Raw genomic sequence first — 20,853 nt, forward strand, 5'->3', positions numbered from 1 at the left:
ATGCGCTGGGATGGTATTAGCGAATTTGTTTATGTAGCAGATTACGAAAGCTTTACGCGCGCCGCAAAAGAATTGGGCATCTCAACCGCGCAAGTCAGTCGGCAGATAAGCGCTTTAGAGAAGCGACTGAATATTAAACTGCTGTATCGCACGACGCGTAAAGTATCGTTGACTGAAGAAGGTCGCGTGTTTTATCAGCATTGCCGCGGGGTGCTCGATGGCTTGGATGCGGCTGAGCAAGCAGTGAGCAATTTACAATCAAAGCCGCAAGGTAGGATTAAACTGACCGCTCCTGTCACTTATGGCGAGCAGCAATTATTGCCACTGGTCAATGATTTCATGGTGCAATATCGCGATATCGAAGTGACGGCGTTTTTGAGCAATCAAAAAATCGACCTCATTGATGGCGGTTATGATTTGGCGATTCGTATCGGCAAATTAAGTGATTCGACGATGATGGCAAAAAAGCTTAGCCGTCGTACCAATTTCGTCTGTGCCGCGCCTGCTTATCTCGAAAAATACGGCATACCACATTCTTTGAGCGATCTGAGTCAGCATAACTGCTTACTTGGCACACGTGACTATTGGCACTTTATAGAAGATGGCAAAATAGATTCTGGAAAAAATGCTGATAAAGAAAAAAACCTGCGCGTGTCTGGCAGTGTCCAATATAACAGCGGTCACAGTCTAGTCGATGCGGCGTTAAAAGGTCTGGGTATCGTGCAGCTGCCTGACTATTATGTGCAAAAATACTTAGCATCAGGTGAGCTGGTCAGCTTATTGAATAACTATCGAGAGCCTGAAGAAAGTATCTGGGCCATCTATCCGCACAACCGTCATTTATCGCCAAAGATTAGACTGCTCGTCGATTATCTAGCAGAGCATTTGGTTTAGCTATGCGTTTTGTCTTAGGCATTTTTTAAGGTGTGTTGCAATGCGAGGCTTTACTATGCGCGGTTTATTACGCACAATGCTACTAAGCACAAGGAATATTATGGTTCACACTAAATATTCGATGTTGTCAGCCATCATTCGCTGAATAAACAATGACAATAAAAGGACTTTTCATGCTTAAGATTCTCTCTATCGCTACCCTAGCATTGGTCGTATCCTCCTGCGCCAGTGTTGAAAATATTTTAAAAGCGCCTGATAAGATGCCATCAATGCCAAAAACGATGACTGCTATCGATGCCGAAAAAGGCTTGGTTACGCTGCAAAGCAATCATTCCGTGCAAGATACTGCTGATAAACTGGCGGCAATTATTGAAAGCAAAGGTATGAAAGTATTTGCACGCGTCGATCACCAAAAGAATGCCCAAGGTGTCAATTTAACATTAAGACCGACGCAGGTCATTATGTTTGGTAATCCAAAAGCGGGTACGCCATTGATGAATTGCGAGCAAAGCGTCGCTATCGACTTGCCGCAAAAAATCCTCATCAGTGAAGACGCTGATAAAAAAGTTTGGTTGTCGTACAACAATCCTGAATATCTCAAAGACCGTCATAACATAAAAGGTTGTGATACCCAATTGGCGAATATTGCAAAAGCCCTTGATGGCGTTAGTAAAGCAGCAGTTGCAAAGTAATACCAAACCAAAAAAATACGATTAACGACGTCATTTTTGCTTGTTCCGCTCGCTTAGTCTACTAGATGTAGTGCTTGCACTCTTTTTTCTTGCTACTCTAATTTTTTGAGAAGGTATAAGCGTTGGGTGAAAATCTGAACAAATAAAAAGGTGGGATGCAAAAGCACTCCCACCTTTTTATATCTTTAAAAGCTTCATTTACTAGCAATGCTCAGACCGTGCTATTTGCTCATGCAACTCTACTTTTAACTTCTTTGCACATTCGATAATCTTTTTTCGACCAGCAGGAATAGCCCCATATTCAATCGCTATTTCTCGCATTTGTACCGTGACGTCATAGTGCGGATAACTGGCATGACGGTGGAATAAACGCGAATCTACTTCAATCAACGCTGCAAAGTCATGCAACTCTTGCAGGGTATCTGCCAGCATATGGCACCACTTATAGCCTTTAAATTCTATCTGCATAAAATCTACATATATCGCCATAGAGTCGCCTCCTTTATTATCATTAGCTATTTTATCATGTGCTAAACAACGCTTTCACAGAGCAGCCACTAGAACAATTCACGTGCATCTTTCTTTAGCTGTTTGAGTACGGCTTGGTATTCGCTATGATTGGTTTCAAATGTGCTTAGACGCCCATAACGGAGCTGACGATAGTCCTGCTTCATCTGCATGATTTTTGCTTGGACAATATCTGAATGACCGCTATCTGTTAGCTTACTCACTTTACCGCTCTTCTTACTACTTTTAGCATTGGTATCAGCGTTTGTATCAGTACTTGAATCATTTTCTCGGTCATTAACCGCTATTGCCAAGCGCTCAAGCCAAGCAAGCTGTCCTTCACTTTCATCACGAGCAAGTGATTTATCCACTTTTCCAATACGTTTTGATAGCTGTGCAAGCGGCTGGTCTGCTGGATGCCAGCGCTTGCGGCGGCGTTGCCAAATGATAAAGACCACAATAGCCATGACGGTAATAGCACTTGCCGCTAGCCAAATAATTTGCTGCGTGATTGAACGGATGTTAAACCATTTCAGTAGCGAGTCAGCTTGCTTGTCCTGATCGTAACCGACGACGTCTTTTTGCCAATAATAGCTTGCTTGGTCGGATAGACGGCGTAAGGTTTGTAGCATTTGATACTGCTGATAGCTGATTTGTGCGCTAGCGCCATCGCCGAACATTGCCGCTCCTCGTGCCTGCGTCAGCGCATCCATCCCTTGCTCGACACGCTCAGGTGCGACAAAAGCAGTCGGATCGACACGTACCCAGCCTTGACCCTCAAGCCAAACCTCCGTCCAAGCGTGCGCATCCTTTTGCCGCACCTCCCATACATTACCACCGCGGCTCAGCTCACCACCTTGATAGCCGGCGACGACGCGCGCGGGTATGCCAGCGGCGCGCAGCATAAAGGTAAAACTGGAGGAATAATGCTCACAAAACCCAGCTTTGGTCTCAAATAAAAACTCGTCAATACGGTTATTATTCAGCCGTGGCGGTGATAACGTATAACGAAATTCTGTTTGATTAATCCAGCGTTCAATAGCCGCCATATAGCGCACTGGGTCTGAGTCTGATTGCGCAAATAACTGCTGTGCCAGTGCTCTTGCTTGCGGATTTCCGTCGGCTGGCAAGGTAAGATTTAGACGTCGCAACTCATCAGAGAGAATCGGATCGATACGCATCGGTGCAAATTGCAATACTTCATAACGTAACTGCTGAGTGACGGGCTGATCTTTTAATAAGGTAAAGTTTGAAGTAATACTGACATCTTGGCGCTGGGCAAAAGGATAATCAAGTCCAAATAGCCAGTTTTGCTGCGTCGGCTCTAGGATAATTTCATAGCTGGTAGGCGTATTTTTTACTTCATCAGGGACAGTTGCAAAGGCATTCTCAATCCAAGATGGCATTTGCGGTGCAGGTCGCCATTGTCGTTGCTGAGGGCTAGGACGCCATGTAATACCGTCAAAGTCGCTAAACACCAAACCACGCCAATATAACTGCTGTTGCGGCGGGCGATTCTCTGCAAACTCTACCCGAAACGCCAGCTCAGTCGATTGTCCCAAATTGGCAAAATCCCCGGGTGACATACTGTCGGACACGCCAGTGGTTGCTTGCTGACCTGATAGCTGTACTGACCATAGTGGTGGCAAGCGCGGGAAGAACAAAAATAGCACGACTAATAACGGCAACGCCCCGATACCCAGCACACCCAAAGTACGCAAGCGACCATCACCGCGAGTGTTGCCGTCATCATTAAGCGCAATAAATGCCAATAAAATGATAACTGCACCAACAATCACTTCTAAAGTCGTCACAAGACCTTGATCCATCAAAAACAGCGCGGCAAGGACAAATAGTGATAAATTTAGGACCACATAAGCATCTCGCCGTTTATACATCTCCCACAGCTTACTGATGAGACAGAGCACTAAAAACGCCACGCCCATATCCAGTCCAAACGCTGTATTGTAAGTCAGCCATAGACCTGCCAGTCCCAATAAAAAGCCGAGCATTTGCATGCCTTGATAGACACGTTTTAAATGCGCTGTTTTTTTAAACTTAGCTTTTATAGACGGTAGCTGTGCGGCGATGCTGACCACCGCAAAACCTATCAACCAAAACGGCAGATGCGCCGCATGAGGTAAAATAACGGTAATTTGAGCAATTAGCACCCAATAATAAGCAGGCAAGGCGAATAGCTTACGAGTCCATTTTGTAGCGCTATCCTGTAAAGCACGATCAGTGACGTTTTGACCCAGTGCCAACTGCTCAAAGCTTGTGGGACTTGTTTCAGGAAAACCTATAAATGTGTTTTCAGCATCATTTGTAGGGAGTTTTTTTGAGTTGGTTCTATTAGTCATTGTGCTTTCGCCAACCTTAGCAAGCACGCTTGTGCAAAACTGTCGCCTTCACCCATTGGTGCAGTAGAATGGGTATCATTGGGTAAGCGCATATGAAATGTCACGCCCAGCTCACCTAATTTCATCGCCCCATACGCCAGTTGTGCGAGTTTTTGCTCATGATGTGCTGCTGGCATATCCGCATAATCTAACGTTTGCTCATGACCGACTGGATCAGCAAAGTGCTTGGTCAACATGCCTTGACCACGTGCTACATGTCCCCACGACACCCGTGCCAGCGACTCGCCTTCAACGTAGTTATCTAGCCGCTCAAAATCATCTTGACCTTGCCGATATTGCCCACCTGTTGGCAAATCCTCCTGACTGGCAACGGCATATTGCGTCTGCCAATCAAACACTTCAGGTTTTGGATAGACCCAAGCAGTACGGGCAAAATAAACATAGGACCACGCCCGCATAATGCCCAAAGGATAAACGGTTTTTATTTTTAAGCGTGGTAATTCAAACTGCCCACGATTCTGCGTCAGTACTGGCAAGCGAATAATTTGCTCGCCTTGCAGTCGTGTCACAAGTATCGACTGTTGATTATTAACGCTATTTTTGATTTTCTTATTGGCTTTTTTATCTGTCTTACTATTAAGCTTGCTATTAGCCTTATCATCAGTCTGCTCAAAGCTAAATAACAACTGTCGTCTTGGTTGACGGCTCTCACTGCGCAACTGCAAAGTCACCCAAACAGGCGCGCCCGCTTCTGCCATAGTCACTTCAAGCAAACGTACTTGCAGACCTGAGATATGGGCAAAGGTTACATGAAAGCTGATAAGCCAAACGCTGACCAAATAAAAACATAAACCTAACACCAAGTTATTGCCATAGTTAATGCCAGCGATAAAGGTGATGATTAGTAACACTGCATATAGCACCCCTTCACGGCTAAAAAAGATATAGACGTTACGCAAATTGAGGGTGGCGCTATCGTTTTTAGGCGCACGCGAGGCGAACCAACGGCTTAATGCTGAAGTGGCTGGTACGGTTAAGGCTTTTGGCAAAAAGCTCATGACTACCCTATCCTTACCATAAAATTGATACTCTCATTCATAATTGGTGATAGCTTTAAAAACAAATACGCTATGAAACAACAAGCAGCTGAAAAATAAATACTCAGATAATAGTGATTGAAGTAACAACTATTTAAATAACCATCATTTAACTGATAACAGCCACTTCTGCCAATATACGTTGCGCGATTGTCTGCGTCGCCTGCCCACCAGTCACATGCGCTGGGACAAAACGCTGACCGAGACGATGATCTGTGACCGCTGCAAACACCGCTTGGATATCCTCAGGTGTCACTTCCATATGCCCCGATACATACGCATAAGCCTGCGCGGCACGCTGTAGCGACAATACTCCACGCGGTGATAAGCCATGATACTCGGAGCTTGCTCGTGTCTTTGCGACCAATCGCTGCAGATAATCCAAGACCACATCCGCGACATAAACGTGTTTAACACCTTGCTGTGCTAATAAGACCGCCTCGGTATCAAGCACCGCATCTAAATTTTTTAGTAGCTCGCGGCGATCCTGACCTTTTAATAGCTCACGTTCTGCGGTAGGCGACGGATAACCAAGCGACAAGCATAATAAGAATCTATCTAACTGCGATTCAGGAAGTGGATAGACACCTGCTTGCTGCAAAGGATTTTGGGTCGCAATGACAAAAAACGGCTGCGGCAAAGGATAGGTTTGCCCATCTTGGGTGACTTGCCGTTCTTCCATCGCTTCTAGTAATGCGCTTTGCGTCTTAGGGCTAGAGCGATTAATCTCATCAGCGAGTAGCAGCTGAGTAAAAATAGGACCTGCTCGAAACTCAAATTGCTGTTTCTTTTGATCATAAATGCTCATGCCTAAGATATCTGCTGGCAGCATATCATTGGTGAACTGTACACGGCTAAAGCTCAAGCCTAATAATTGCGCCAAGCCTTGCGCCAATGTCGTCTTGCCCATACCCGGCAGATCTTGCAGTAACAAATGTCCACCTGCCAAAATACCACTCAGCGCAAGCTTAACCACTTGCGGCTTATCCAGCACTATTTGATTTAACTGCGCCATAAGTTGGGCAATTTTTTGCTGATTGTGACGACAGTCGGCAGCGCTAAAGGTCGACTTATGAATCACCTCTGCTGCTGATTGATGTGGTGTTGTAATGGCTCTATCGATGGCTGCGTGGGTCATAGTCAATTATTGGCTCATTTCTTATGGGATTAGTGTTTCTAGGGCGTGTTCTTATTTTAAAAATGGTGATAAAAATGAGATAAATGGCAGCCAAACAAGGAAAATAGCACTGATAATATCAAGATATTAACCAACTGTTTGACGTGGTTTGGCAAAATTCAACCATCTTTAGCCCATTTAGTCGCTTTCGTTTAGCTTGAGGACACGCCATAGATTGTCTATTGCTTTGAGTCATCTTCAGTTATCGGCGCGGCGGCACGAAGCGTTGACAGATAAGCGATGACATCTGCGCGTTCTTGCGCATCGGGCATCGGGTTTGATAGCATTTTTGAGTCTAGCATGGCTTTTTCTGCATCCGCAATATAAGGGTCGAGCGTTTGCGCATCCCATATCCAACCTGATGTTTTTAGCCCGTCACTATAGGTGTAATCTTCTAGCTCAGCGGCGGGTGCACCGTATATATTCATCAGCTGCGGACCTTTTTTGTTGAGCCCCGCATTCAGCTGATGACATTGACCACAAGCGTCTTGATAAATGATCGCGCCGCTATCAGCATCACCTTCCGTATAGAGTGGCAATGTCACAGCAGCACGATGATCCGGTGGCGTACTTTCTCCGCAAGCGCTGAGCAATAAAACAGCAGCAAATACACTGCTTATTTGATATTTATTAATGATGGGCATTTTCGGCAATCTTTGGTTAAGGAATGTCAGCTATAGGTGAACAATATAGATAATAAGGTAAGGGTCAAACACATGCAAAGTGGAACCCTCTTCACGTCTAAACAGCTGCTTGTAAAAACATGACGTTATTTATTGGGGCATATTAAGCCAATAAACAACGCTTATAGGACAGTTTGAGTAAAACTTTTGTAATGTATGACGATAAAGAATTTATGAACGATTAAGCCGTGTAGAATATTCCATAAATAGGCACTGTTGATAGTTGCATATCAAACGCACTCTCAATGACTTTAGGTCGCAACTTTTATCGTACTGCTGGGTTCTTCTAAATAATAGCCTTGTAAATAGCGCGCGCCCACGCTCCAAGCAACGGACATGGTTGCCGCATCTTCAATATAAGGCATCAATACGTCCACATTGACTTCATTCGTACGCATAATAAGTGATTTGACAGTTTCTAAATTGTCTGCTGAGTCAATGCCATCCACATAGCTGCGTGCTAAACGCACCATATATGGCTGCACAAAACTGACAATCTCTATGGATTTGGCAGAAGAACCGAAGTTATTGATACCCATCTGACAGCTGACTTGGCTAAGGGCGGCAAACTGTGTTTTTGCCACTGTAAGATGGTCTGAGACGTCTTTTTCGTTGAACTGCAAGGTGAGTACACCAGCTGCACCGCCCACCGCTTTTATAAGCTGACTGGCAACACTAGGCAGTTTTTTGTCTATCAATGAGGCACTAGTCAATTGCACTAGCAATCTGGCTTCAGAATGCGTTTTACGTACCTCATTGACCTTTTTACAGGCATTGATGAGCACCCAACGATCTATTTTTTCGAGCAATTTATGCGTCTTGGCGACTGCCATAAATTGATCAGGTGTCAATATCGTATTGTCCGCATCCGCCAACGGCAACCGCAGATATACTTCAAAAAAGTCGCTTCGGTCATTGTTAATATCATATATTGGCTGGAATGACAGCTCAAAACGGCTATTGGCAATGGCATCAACTAAAGATTCGGCAAGCGCATGATCATCACTATTGGCATGCTCGCTTGGATCATATAAATGATAGGTGCCGCCATGATTAGAGGTCTCTATCATAATCTGATTGATGGCATCCATCGCACGTTCGAGCACGATACTTGGCTCTGCTGTATTGGTTTCGATTTTGACCATACCAATACTGACAGTCGTACTGGTCGTACGCTTATCTACTTCAATGAGCATATCACTGATACGTGAACCAATTTGCTTAGCCAGTGTTTCAAGCTCTGTGGTGCTCTTGTCCTCGACCAGTATGGTAAAGGCGGTATCACTAAAACGACTCACATGCCCGTCTGATATCAGCTCATCTAACGCATAGGCGACTTGCTTGACGGTCGCATCTACCCCTTGCAAACCTAGACTGCTTCTTATTTTACCGACATTATCGAGCTGAATATACAAAAGCCCAGCCGTCAGTACACCTTGACGTGCTTGCTGGTACACGATTGCCATTTGTTCTTCAAAGCCGCGGCGGTTGTTGATTCCTGTCAGGCTATCTTTGCATTCAGCAGCTGCCAAACGCTTGGCGACTTCCGCACTGTTATTATGGTTTTGTTGGATAATAACCTGCGTCACCGGTTCGCCATCTAAGGTCGCGGCTGCCAATTGTAGCTTTGCTTCAAAAGTACTGCCATCCATCCGCTTACTTTCAAAATTGAACTCGACTTCTTGGCGGCTACCTTTATCAAATTGACGTAAGAACTGTTTGAAACCCTTAACGTTATCACCGCCTGCAATCAGGTCAACAACAGGCACGCCTATGGCATCATTCATCGACTCAAAACCAAAAAGCTGAAGATAAGGGTCATTGGCAAAAATATGGATACCCTGATCAATATAGGCGACCGCACTTTTAGAGTTTTTAATCAATACGTTGGCGCGTTGCTCTGCTTCAGAGAGAACATGGCGCAACGTTCTAAGCTCACGGCGACTGCGTAAATTATCATGCTGTAGGCAGATAGACATCACTACTGCCATCTCTTGGTCTACTTTGAGCGATTTGACCATCGTGCCGCTAATAATATCAGGTAGCCCCTCATCGTTATTGGTGGACGCTACCATCTCTTCATTGAATAGGCAGATCATAGGCAAATCAATACTTTGCTCTTGAACGACGCCCACCACATCGGTGAAACTCATATCATAAGCATTGCCAAACACCAAGACATCCCACGGTTGTCGAAGTGACTTTAACAGCTCCTCTTTATCGTCCAAAAACCCTAAATTGATGGTGTCATAATAGCAACCTAGTAAGTGCACAAGACGCTCAGCGTAGAGCTGATCGTCATCAATGACTAAAAGGTTTAAGATGGACTGAGTACGCATAAGAAGCCTTTTGGATCTTGTGATCTTATTTTTATGTTTGATACCCTACACCTTTTCCAAGCATTAACCTAGCAAGGAAAATACTATCAGGGATAGGCTTAGCGGTTTTTAGTAGATTGGCATCGTCTTTCGAATCAAGGCGACATCTTGGCGAAGCCAAAACATCATATAAACGAACATAACTGTATCAATCATTATAGACAATAACTTGACTGATTGCAGACTAACTTATCATCATTATTCAGTACATTTATTCACTGCTATTATCGAATAAAAAAATTCAATGAAGTAACCTTTAAACCAGTATTTATTGACATTACTATTTGACAACTTTTCAATAGACGCTCAAACAAACTAAAGCTGCACCACCTCATACTGGCTGAATTCATCCGTAATCAGCAACCTCTGTCCCAAACGTAAAGGGGTTTGTTTGCTATTAATACGCATAATGACTCTATCATCGGTCTGAAAGTAAGAAGTCGGTACAATCAAAGTACCAGTGGTTTGTAGTCGCTCATCTCTACCAAGGATAAATGCTGGCACAAAATGGCGACTACGCGTTTCTCTACCTTCTAAACGCAAGCCACAAGCCACTAGCTGATGTCCGAGTACTTGCCACTCGATCTCTGGGTTTTTGCTATCAAAATCAAGCCAGCGCGCCACGCCCATTGACCAATCAGGCGGCGTGATTGTATCAGATCGACAGACCAAAAAAAGGCTCATCATATGTAATGCTGGCGGTGCAGTCGTCGCAGATGTATTATCATCAGCTACTATATTAAGGCTATTTTCATGAACACTTTCTTCATGAAAGCGATCTTTATGAAAGTGGTCTTTATTTAAAATATCTACTGTTGGTAATAATCGTAGGGTACGAAATAATGACAAATCATCATTACGATCAAAGGTTTCACTGGCTAATACGTGGCTGCTGTCTTGTTTTTTATTCACGGTATCATAACGAGGACGCTGCTCATCTGGTAACTCTTTTATAGCGATTAAACTGGTAAAGCTATGCGAATGGCTCACCCGATAATGAATATTATTAAAACCTGTAATCAAAACAGCGTCTTCTTTCGCACTATGTTTAGTCGCTAGGGTAAGCGGCGGCTGTAAATAGCGGTAATTGAGCGTCATCGCTATTTTATTAAGCAAATGACTCTCAACGCCGTCACCCCCTTCCTTAACTAAAGCCTGTTTGCGTCGTTTAAGATACTCAACCAGCGGGGCAATTTCTATAAATAAACAGTGATAACGATCGTCGTATGGGTTAATTGTAGAGCTGGCCGTCAGGTAAGTTGGCGGATTGTCACTTTGTAAATCAACGAACACGCGGGTCTCGGTGGTTGGCTCAATCGTCGCAACGATATGCTTAGCCCATTCAGGTAACAAACGTTGGACGAGCAGAATATTGGGACGACGCATGGCACGTACATTTAATAGACTGTATAAACAAATTTGGCAATACAGCTGATGAACCGTCTTGGCACGCTGGGTGCCTGCCGTAACACTCATATTAATCTCAGCCGCATGGTACTGATAAGCAAGGTAATACAGCTGATTGATTTTATGCCATAAGTAAGATGAGGGTTTTTGATAGCACAGTGCTTCTTCGCCCAATAGCTTCTGGTACATCAGCAGCGTCTGGTAAATAGCAATGGCGAGTGTCGTTGATGAAGACTTATCACCATTAAAATAGCGCTGCCAGCCATTACTTGCAGCGTATTTTCGCTGATTATTGAGCAATGAGGTTTTATGACGTATCACTCTGTCATAGACCATAATCATTGAATAATATAGCGACTTTATTTGAGCCACATAACCCATTTGAATGTCGCTAAGCGCACCTGTCTCATAAATATAAGACTGTCGCAAAGTGGCAATTAACTGATCTGAGGCGTCTATCACCGTCGCCATAAGGGTAAGACGTTGCGACTCATCGATATTGGCCACACGTAGTACCGTAAGTATTTTTGCTAATTGTTCAGCTTGCTGTGCTTGCGTTTGCGAAGGTAACGCTGCCAACAATTTTAGCAAATAACCTTCTTGGCCATTAGCGGATCGCTTAGAAACTAGTGGCAATGCCTCTGTAGAAGATAGGTGCTCTTGAAACGTCGATAAAGTTATCATCAGTATTCCTAGTAACCTTGAGTAACTTGGCAGGAGGCAAATATTCAACCATGCCGTATGCAACAATACAAGATAAAAGATACAAATCAGCAGCAACCATCAAAATCGACAGCACCCATTTTTAGTAACGATTAATTTCTATAGCATCATCTAACCGCACGCCTATCTTCTAAAAACCACGCTTTGTTCACTAATTTTTCAATATACCATAGTGCCTATATTAACGATCATTGTAAATATCAATCGGTACTTTGAAAGGTTTATTTGGTAGCTCTCTCACCAGCTTGGGTACCAAATAACCAGGGAGTGCTGCCAACAATGACCAATACAGCTCAATTGCGAAGCGCTCATCATTATCGAAATGTGCGGCACCAGCAACTTTGTCTAATACATGTAGATAATAAGGCAGTACCCCACATGAAAACAAACGCTGACTTAATTGCATTTGAACAGCAACGCTATCATTGATGCCTTTTAATAGCACCGCTTGATTCAATAAAGTGATGCCAGCCGCTCGAGCACGTTGCAGATGCTCTGCTGTTAAGGCATCGATTTCATTGGCATGATTACAGTGGATGACCATCACAATATGACAGCGACTTTGAGACAGTCTGGTCAATAACGCATTGTCCAAACGCGCTGCGATGACCAGCGGCAAGCGCGTATGTAAGCGAATAGTGGTCAATTGCGGGAGTGACTCTAGCGTATCTAGCCAGGCAAACAGGCGTCTATTGGTGACGTTTAATGGATCACCACCACTCAAAATCACCTCATTAATTTCAGGATGTGCGCTGATATAGTTGATGATATTTTCTTTGGCATCAGCCGTTGGCATATTGGCGCTATAATCAAAATGCTGGCGAAAACAGTAGCGACAATGAATGGCACAAGCACCTGTCACGGTCAATAATACTCTGGATTGGTACTTATGCAGCATACCCTTGACTGGGTTTTGCGTATTCTCGCTCAAGGGATCCGCCACATAGCCCGTTACCTTGATTTGCTCGCGTTGATCAGGCAATACTTGTCTCAGTAAAGGATCATTGCTATCGCCGATACTCATTTTTGCCACAAATCCACGTGGTACGCGCAGCTCAAAATGCTTAGGTACATAAACCTCTGCCCGCAATGATTCTAGCTTTAGGATGCTTAACAGCTCATCAATAGAGGTAATGGCCTCGGATAATTGCGTTTGCCAGTTTTTTTGTGTGATTAAATGGTTTATCATGACAACCTAATACCTGTGCCCAAAAGTCGCTATTATACGCGCTTAGTGCGTAGCCTATCAAAGCATACGACCTATCCTTTAAACACTTAGCGTAATAAGCGATTTTAACGCAGCAAGCTATTCATTCACTTATCTACCACCCTATTTATAACCCCTAGGAGTTTCTTGTGGCAAGTTTTTCTACTAATGAATTTAAAGCTGGTCTAAAAGTCATGCTCGATGGCAACCCTTGTGCCATTCTTGAAAACGAGTTTGTCAAACCAGGTAAAGGTCAAGCCTTTAACCGTGTTAAATTGCGCAACCTTCGTAGTGGTAAAGTATTGGAACAAACCTTTAAGTCAGGCGACAGCTTAGAAGCTGCTGATGTCATGGATACTGAAATGAACTATCTATATAACGATGGTGAGTTTTGGCATTTCATGCACCCTGAAAGTTTTGAGCAGATTCAAGCGGACAAAACAGCGATGGGCGATTCAATAAAGTGGCTAAAAGAAAACAGTAATGCACTATGTACCATCACTTTATTCAATGGCACTCCTCTTTCAGTAACACCGCCTAACTTTGTTGAGTTGCAAATCACTGAAACAGATCCTGGTGTGCGTGGTGATACTTCAGGTGGTGGCGGCAAACCTGCCAAGTTAGAGACAGGTGCTGTCGTCCGTGTGCCGTTGTTTGTACAACAAGAAGAAGTCGTGCGTGTTGATACTCGCACAGGTGACTATCAAACTCGCGTTAGCCAATAGCATGTAAAAGTTATAGCGCTCGACATAATAGAACTTAACAGTTAGCCTCTAGCTGTTATTCCACAAAAAAGCTGAACCAATGATAAAGCGGTTCAGCTTTTTTTATTTATGAATATTTTTTTAATATTGTCTCTGTAGTTGATTTGATTAAAAAGTACTCCCAAGCAACCGAATAAAAATTCATATGGAGTATGTCAAGCAAGGTTAACGCTGTGGTTTTTTATAGTGGATGAACTGTCGCTATTGATGACAGCGATGATAAATAACCTTCTATACATTTTTACCAAACCACTACTCTGCTGATGAGTGTTTCTGTATCAGCCAATATTGTACCAATGCATTCAACTGCTCTTGTTTAAAAGGCTTGGTACAATAATCTTGCATCCCAACTTTTAAATACTTTTCGCGCTCACCGTCCATTGCATTGGCGGTCAACGCAATAATAGGTGGTAATGATTGAGGATCATAAAGTTCATGCAATTTAATAGTGGCCTGTACACCATCTAAAATAGGCATGTGATGGTCCATTAAAATAACATCATAACGCTCAGGTGAGAGCGCAAAAATTTCAATAGCCTGCTGCCCATCAGTGACATGCGTGACCGTATGACCACTATTATTCAGGGCTTTTTTAGCGATAATGGCATTGACGGTATCGTCTTCAACCAACAATATATGACCAGCACGCTCATGGGTCGGCTCAATCATCGTAAAGTCATTTGACTCTTGCCACATCTCATACTGGTTTTCATCAATAGTCGGTAGCGGTAATAAAACACTGAACGTAGTGCCCACACCCACTTCGCTATCCACATCGATATAACCGCCCATCAAATCAACCAAAGACTTACAAACCGAGAGTCCTAGACCTGTGCCACCATAAAGACGGTGGGTGAATTTATTTGCTTGGTCATAAGCATCAAATATTGCATCCAATGACTCAGCTTTGATGCCGACACCCGTATCTGTGACTTCAATGCATAAGGTCATGACTTCATGATAGATGGTATTACTGATAGCTTCTTGAGCCGTTATTTTGCTGAGATCGCTTGCCGAAATGCCTTGAGCGCGATATTGGTCAGCGCTGTCATCGTCAAAACCATCACAATGACAATTGGGTACGTGTTTGACATCAATAGTGACTCGCCCGCCCTCACGAGTGAATTTAATCGCATTATTAACAAGGTTTGCTAAAATTTGTTTGAGGCGTACCGGATCGCCTTGTACATAGGGCGATAACGACTCGGTATAATGGTAGTCTAAAACGAGCCCTCGCTGACGTGCTTTGACAGCAAAGAGGCTGACCACCTCATTACATAATGCAGATAAGTTAACAGGAATAGAATCAATGGTCATTTTCCCAGATTCTACTTTCGATAAATCTAAAATCCCGTTAATGATCGCCATCAAATGCTCATTGGAAACTTTGATATTATCCACGTATTCTTGTTGTTCACTGCTAAGTTTGGTCTCACCGAGCATCTCCACCATACCAATAATACCATTCATTGGGGTACGGATTTCATGACTCATATTGGCCAAAAAGTCTGATTTCATCTCATTGGCATGTTTGGCATCACGCTGCTTATCCTGTAACTGCAAGGCATCTGCCGCCATCATCGCAAATTGAGCCAACACCTTTGCTTTTTGCTCATCAAAGTCATGATTGGGCTTCATATCCATCACACACAGCGAGCCCAAACGATAGCTTTTATTGTCCTCATGCAAGATAATTGGCGCACCAGCATAAAACTGTAGGTATGGCGATTCTGTCACTAGGGGATTGTGGCTAAAGCGGCTGTCTTTGGTCAAGTCTGGTACTACAAAGACGTCGTTAGAAAGCACGGTATAATTGCAAATAGCCACTTCACGCGTCGTTCGGCAAACACCGCCTAGTCCTTGGACAGATTTTAGATACTGTGTTTCTTCGTCCATGAAAGTGATGGTCACAACTGGTACATCAAAAAACAGCTTTGCCAGATCAATTAGACGCTTAAATGCAGGCTCATCATTATCATTGAGCACCTGATACTTCCTAAGCTTATTGATGCGTTCTACTTCATCTGCCGCTACTGGGTAGCTGTGTTTAGGTGCGTTCAATATAGACAAGATAGACTCCATTAAATAAGATCAGACGCTCGGCTTGATGCCCGCCTGTTTTATTAATAATTGTAATGCTTCACTCACCATAATCATCGCAACCACCGATGTGACCACTACTGCTGAGCCGTAACCACCACACTGCAACCCGCCTGTCTGACAACTCTTATCTACACGTGGTGGCTCTGTAGAGTAGACACATTTGATCCCGAACTTTTCTTTTAGTGTACTATTAATGCCTTTTTCGTGGCGCAGCTTATTGCGTAATTTGGCAAGTAAAGGATCTTGGTAACTGTCACGCAAGTCACTCACCCTAATCTGACTAGGGTCTATCTTGCCACCTGCGCCGCCTGCACACACCAGTTTTAATTTATTAAAACGACAATGTAGCGCGATGGCAAGCTTGGCATTCATATCATCTACGCAGTCCAAAATAACCATAGGTCTGCCTTGAGCAACAGCGGCTTTTACTTCATCGCGACTTGGCAATAAAGTGGCGACGTTTTCTACAGTTAAAAAATCATCGATCAAGTTTAGCGTTACTTTGGGATTAATTTCACGAATACGGGTGGCCATCGCTGCAATTTTACTCTCACCAAAGGTGCTGTCTAGTGCAGGCAACTGCCGATTGACATTGGACGCAACCAATACGTCCAAATCAATCAACGTAATAGTGCCCACTGCCGTTCTTGCCAAAGCCTCAGCTGCCCAAGAACCAACGCCTCCTACTCCGATAACGTATACATGCGCATCAGCAAAAGTAGTGATAGCTGTCGCACCATAAAGAGTGCGCGTACCTTGAAAACGGCGCTCATATTGTACATTTTCTTCGCTCAGCTCTGCTTTTGTAAAGTCTTCGGTGCCAACTGACTCTGTCATTGTTTGCTCAAATGGTTGTGTTTCACTCATAACAGATTAAATGCTCTTTTAAATTATTTTGGTGACGCTTATATTACGTTAATTTCTTTATTCACGGCTATTTCATTCACTATCATATCAATGGCTAGCCATATAATAAACCTTCATTGACTAAAATCTGTGGCACTACGATAACGGATAATCCCATTTTGTTTGCAAAGCACTGCAACTGTTGTGCCACAATTGCTTAGCAAGACTGGCGGGTGGTACATTAAGCAACTCACTCAAGCTTAGCAATACCCATGGCAGGTTGGCAGGTACATTTCTATTATGTACGGCTGTACTCCTCCGTGCACTGCCTGAGTTTTGAGTTGGTACTAATGAATCATGGTCAGATATTTGACACATGATAGGCGTCATATCAGGGCAATCCGTTTCTATCACCAAACATTCAACACCATAGCTATCAACCGCTGCTTGAATGGCGCGGCGCAGTTTCTTAGCATTGGGGTTAGTGATTTGACCGGTAACCCCAAGCTTAAATCCTAACTTAACAAATGCTTTGGCCTCTTGCGTCCCACCACTAAAACTATGCGCGATACCGCCAAGTTTGTGTGCATCGTAATCATGCGCTTTTAGTATGGCCAACGCTTCTGCATGGGCTTTACGAATATGCAGCATCACTGGTAGCTGATGAGTCACCGCCATATCCAATTGTGCCTTAAAAAATCGTACTTGTTTGGCAAATATGTCAGGCGCTTTCATCGCCTCAGTAAAGGTGTCTAAACCAATCTCGCCGATTGCTAATGGGCGTTTATCAGTAATCCTTTTTGCCATAGCGATTAAATGATCGTCAGTATGCTGTTTGATATAAAAAGGATGCAAACCGACCGCAACATGGCTACTAAAATTTGACACTTTTTGTCTATCGACATTGGCTGTCGTAGGTAATGACAGCGTATTTAACAGGCGCTCAGTCTCATACATCCGCTCAAAATGCTGATATAGATAACCCACTAATACCAGATTGCGTACTCCCTGATTGTGAGCCTGCTGCGTCAGTATTTCTCTATCATCATCAAATATTGGGGCATCAAAATGAGTATGCGTGTCAATGAGAGGATAAATAGTAGATAAGGGCTGTTTGATCATCTTAGGTGAATCGATAGGGGTCATTGATAGACTCCAAAATTAATAGTTTTCAGCGAGGCGTTCCGTGATTTGTCATTCAATAGACATTATTTGTCATTTTGTAGCAATAACCACGTCAATGAACACTTTAGAATGGCAACTTTATTTAAAATGATTTAGACAGTTAGAAAAATACTCATCAACAAAAGAGCTTTTGATAAGTAAAGAGACCTTCAACACGCCCTATTAGTATTATCATGATTGGCTTTTGCATTGTGCTCATCTGATACATTGTGCTCATCTAACGCTCTGGTATCAGCTTGTCGACTGCTACGCCGAGGAATCACCAATAAGGCGGTGGCAGCGACTGCTAATAAAAACCACTTTTTAGCGTTTGTATGACTTGTCATTGCTTCCACCCCTACCTTTATATCATCATCTACAATATTTATCAGCAAGTGTTCATACTTACTACTCAATTACTCATTAGTATACTGCGATATACAAACTGCTATGTTTATCTGTGTTATGAATACGCAAGCTAATGTACGGCGTAGTCTATTTATTACACCGTGTCTCTACATGCTATAAGAATAGGAGGCGAGCGCTTTATTAACCTATCATTAATAAAGCGCTTTTTTGAGTTCTTAACGGTTTAAAGGATAAGTTGTCATACCATTATTAGGACTGTCTACTTTGGTAAAACCTTGAGACTGAGACTTTGGTGTCTGATCACGCTTAGGAACAAGGGGATTGAGCGGCATCAATTCATAATCTGCGCTAACATCGCCATTCCAACCTTCTGTACCGCTCAATGGCAGCTGTTTAATGGTACCGTTTTTATCAATGACCAATTGTAGGACGCGCATTTGGTTAAATTTGCGTTCGGTGACACTGGCGACTGCCCTGCCATCACGTAAAATGGTTGGCTGTAAAAATATGATTAAGTTGCTTTTTTGCGTCGTGTCATTGTCAGAGCGGAACAGTCGACCAATGACTGGTACATTACCCAAGCCAGGGACTTTTTGTTGGCGCGTGGTGCTGTTTTCACGCATCAAGCCACCGAGAGCAATGGTCTGCTGATCATCAGCCAGAATCGTCGTATTGATGAGGCTTTTATTGGTGATCAAACCACTGGCGTTACCCGTACTGCCCGGCACCACCGACGATACTTCTTGCGAGACCTCCAAGCGTACGGTGCCATTGTCGCCAATATGAGGAATGACATTTAGGTTGATACCAATATCCTGACGATCAATGGTTTGAAAGGGGTTGCTAGAATCGTTGCCACTGGTGGTAAAGGAACCTGTCACAAAAGGCACGTTTTGACCCACTAAAATACTGGCTTTTTCATTGTCCAATGTCAAAATTGATGGCATAGAAAGCAGATTGGCACTGGTAGAAGAATCAAGCGCTTGCAAGATAGCCCCATAAAACTGGGTGTTTCCCTGACTGTCTTTGCTGCTATCACCAATACCAATCAAAGCACCAGCTATCGAGCCTGCTGCTGCACTGATACTGGCGGCACCGCCACCCAACGCCGCGGCGGCAAGTGCTGTAGCACTCGCGCCTACGTTATTGAAGTTTACGACTCCGTAGCCGCTATTGGCATTGCCAAGCGCCCATTGGACACCAAGCTGGGTCGCATCATCACCTGACACTTCTACAATAGCCGCTTGAATCAATACTTGCGCGCGGCGACTGTCCAACTGATTGACCGCATCTTCAATCTCAAACATCAGCTCAGGTGCTGCATTGACAATAACGGCATTTTGGGTTTCATCAGCGATAATACTAAAAGGTCGCCCGCCAACACCTGTACCAGTACTACTCGAATTGGCACCAGAGGTCGCTGAGGTCGACGCGTTGTTAGTCGTGTTAGTGCTAGACTCATTAGTCAAGGTAGCACCCGTGCTACTGGAATCGTTCAATGATGCCGACTCTAACGAGGACGTTGCTCCAGCGCTATTAATAGATTGATTGGCGAGCAATCCGCGTAGCATATCTGCAATGTGACCTGCACTGGCGTATTTTAATCGAAAGACGCGCAGACCACTCAAACGCCTTGTAGGCGTGGTGTCCAATTGATTGACCATCTCTTTAACTTTAGCAATCATCTCCGGACTGCCTTTCACCAACAATCTATCACTAGAGGTGTCAGCGATGACTTTAAGCTGGTTATTACCACCTTGTGCTTGCCCGCTACCAGCGCTTGCAACCAAGGCGCTAATCAATTCCATCATACGTTCAGCATCGACGTGACGTAGTGGTATCACTTGCAAACTGTCATTGACGTTGCTATCTAAATCGCGGATGAGCGACGTCAGCTGATTAAGACTATCTGCACGATCGGACAATACCAAGGCATTGACACCAGGCACGGCAGCGGCATGAGCTGATTGGGGCATAAGCGGACGGATGACACCCAGCACTTCTGCGGCTTGGGTATTGGTTAAATAAATAACACGAGTAGCTAACGCCTCACCAACACTGTCACCGCGTAAATCAACAGCCACGCCAGATTGTTTGGCGACATTATCTGGCACCAATTTAATGGTCGTTCCCGAGTCAATCGCTGCAATACCGTTGACTTGCATCACACTCAAAAACAGCTGATAGATTTCGTCACGGGACAAGGCTTTGTTAGAAATTACCGTCACATTGCCATTAATACGCGGATCAAGGACAAAGTTTTGGTCAGTGATGGTTGCCACCTCATTAATAAAGGCTTTGATATCGGCATCTTGTAAGTTGACTTTCCAGCTCTCAGCACTCGCAAGACCCGTACTGGCAGCCCATAATGGTACGGCTAAGCAAAGAGGACGACACAGGCGCATCAGGCGCTGCAAAACATGGTACAGAGGCGTGACTGAAAAATTATGAAAACTTACCATATTGATGATTACCTACAGTG

Annotated in this window: 16 protein-coding genes; 3 read left to right on the plus strand and 13 right to left on the minus strand. The window is 43.9% G+C overall.

Going from position 1 to position 20,853, the window contains the following annotated elements:
* Both AK822_RS11225 and AK822_RS11230 read left to right on the plus strand, forming a co-directional pair.
* On the plus strand, nucleotides 1-894 hold the full coding sequence (locus tag AK822_RS11225) for a LysR family transcriptional regulator (protein WP_045453282.1): 894 nt from the start codon (nucleotides 1-3) through the stop codon (nucleotides 892-894).
* Between the two features lie 173 nt (nucleotides 895-1,067).
* Nucleotides 1,068-1,586: a DUF302 domain-containing protein gene (locus tag AK822_RS11230; protein ID WP_060491708.1), complete on the plus strand. Its 519-nt coding sequence runs from the start codon at nucleotides 1,068-1,070 to the stop codon at nucleotides 1,584-1,586.
* A gap of 201 nt (nucleotides 1,587-1,787) precedes the next feature.
* Here the strand turns inward: AK822_RS11230 and AK822_RS11235 are convergent, their stop codons facing one another.
* From AK822_RS11235 to epmB, 8 genes are all read right to left on the minus strand, one after another.
* Complete coding sequence (locus AK822_RS11235) at nucleotides 1,788-2,075, minus strand: DUF4031 domain-containing protein (protein WP_060491709.1); 288 nt, start codon at nucleotides 2,073-2,075, stop codon at nucleotides 1,788-1,790.
* A gap of 68 nt (nucleotides 2,076-2,143) precedes the next feature.
* Entirely contained in the window at nucleotides 2,144-4,453 is a 2,310-nt protein-coding gene (locus tag AK822_RS11240) for a transglutaminase TgpA family protein (protein WP_060491710.1), read from the minus strand.
* Nucleotides 4,450-5,511 carry a DUF58 domain-containing protein gene (locus AK822_RS11245; RefSeq protein WP_060491711.1) on the minus strand — a complete coding sequence of 354 codons (1,062 nt, stop codon included), beginning with the start codon at nucleotides 5,509-5,511 and terminating at the stop codon, nucleotides 4,450-4,452. Before AK822_RS11245 ends, AK822_RS11240 begins: the two co-directional genes overlap by 4 nt.
* A 148-nt stretch (nucleotides 5,512-5,659) precedes the next feature.
* The gene (locus tag AK822_RS11250; protein WP_060491712.1) at nucleotides 5,660-6,688 is read right to left on the minus strand and encodes an AAA family ATPase; all 1,029 of its coding nucleotides are present in this window, start codon (nucleotides 6,686-6,688) and stop codon (nucleotides 5,660-5,662) included.
* Between the two features lie 218 nt (nucleotides 6,689-6,906).
* Nucleotides 6,907-7,371 (minus strand): c-type cytochrome, encoded by a 465-nt coding sequence (locus AK822_RS11255; RefSeq protein ID WP_060491713.1) that lies wholly within the window; start codon nucleotides 7,369-7,371, stop codon nucleotides 6,907-6,909.
* Between the two features lie 290 nt (nucleotides 7,372-7,661).
* Nucleotides 7,662-9,749 (minus strand): EAL domain-containing protein, encoded by a 2,088-nt coding sequence (locus tag AK822_RS11260; RefSeq protein WP_060491714.1) that lies wholly within the window; start codon nucleotides 9,747-9,749, stop codon nucleotides 7,662-7,664.
* 354 nt (nucleotides 9,750-10,103) lie between these two features.
* Nucleotides 10,104-11,879 (minus strand): hypothetical protein, encoded by a 1,776-nt coding sequence (locus AK822_RS11265; RefSeq protein ID WP_060491715.1) that lies wholly within the window; start codon nucleotides 11,877-11,879, stop codon nucleotides 10,104-10,106.
* Nucleotides 11,880-12,099: 220 nt separating this feature from the next.
* A complete protein-coding gene (epmB, locus tag AK822_RS11270) occupies nucleotides 12,100-13,107 on the minus strand; it encodes an EF-P beta-lysylation protein EpmB (protein WP_055124653.1) in 1,008 nt (335 codons plus the stop codon).
* Between the two features lie 167 nt (nucleotides 13,108-13,274).
* Here epmB and efp point away from each other — a divergent pair, with 167 nt between their 5' ends.
* On the plus strand, nucleotides 13,275-13,850 hold the full coding sequence (gene efp / locus AK822_RS11275; protein ID WP_045444336.1) for an elongation factor P: 576 nt from the start codon (nucleotides 13,275-13,277) through the stop codon (nucleotides 13,848-13,850).
* A 291-nt stretch (nucleotides 13,851-14,141) separates the two neighbouring features.
* On the opposite strand, the gene AK822_RS11280 is transcribed toward efp, so the two are convergent.
* From AK822_RS11280 to gspD, 5 genes are all read right to left on the minus strand, one after another.
* Nucleotides 14,142-15,959 carry a GAF domain-containing hybrid sensor histidine kinase/response regulator gene (locus AK822_RS11280; protein WP_228139020.1) on the minus strand — a complete coding sequence of 606 codons (1,818 nt, stop codon included), beginning with the start codon at nucleotides 15,957-15,959 and terminating at the stop codon, nucleotides 14,142-14,144.
* Between the two features lie 21 nt (nucleotides 15,960-15,980).
* Nucleotides 15,981-16,829 (minus strand): tRNA threonylcarbamoyladenosine dehydratase, encoded by an 849-nt coding sequence (locus AK822_RS11285; protein WP_060492290.1) that lies wholly within the window; start codon nucleotides 16,827-16,829, stop codon nucleotides 15,981-15,983.
* 165 nt (nucleotides 16,830-16,994) lie between these two features.
* Entirely contained in the window at nucleotides 16,995-17,984 is a 990-nt protein-coding gene (locus tag AK822_RS11290; protein ID WP_205628050.1) for a TatD family hydrolase, read from the minus strand.
* Nucleotides 17,985-18,172: 188 nt separating this feature from the next.
* A complete protein-coding gene (locus AK822_RS14925) occupies nucleotides 18,173-18,349 on the minus strand; it encodes a hypothetical protein (protein WP_157292414.1) in 177 nt (58 codons plus the stop codon).
* A gap of 237 nt (nucleotides 18,350-18,586) precedes the next feature.
* A complete protein-coding gene (gspD, locus tag AK822_RS11295) occupies nucleotides 18,587-20,833 on the minus strand; it encodes a type II secretion system secretin GspD (RefSeq protein ID WP_060491717.1) in 2,247 nt (748 codons plus the stop codon).
* Between the last annotated feature and the right edge of the window lie 20 nt (nucleotides 20,834-20,853).

The sequence above is a fragment of the Psychrobacter sp. P11F6 genome (assembly GCF_001435295.1).
In the GTDB taxonomy this organism is placed as follows: Bacteria; Pseudomonadota; Gammaproteobacteria; order Pseudomonadales; family Moraxellaceae; genus Psychrobacter.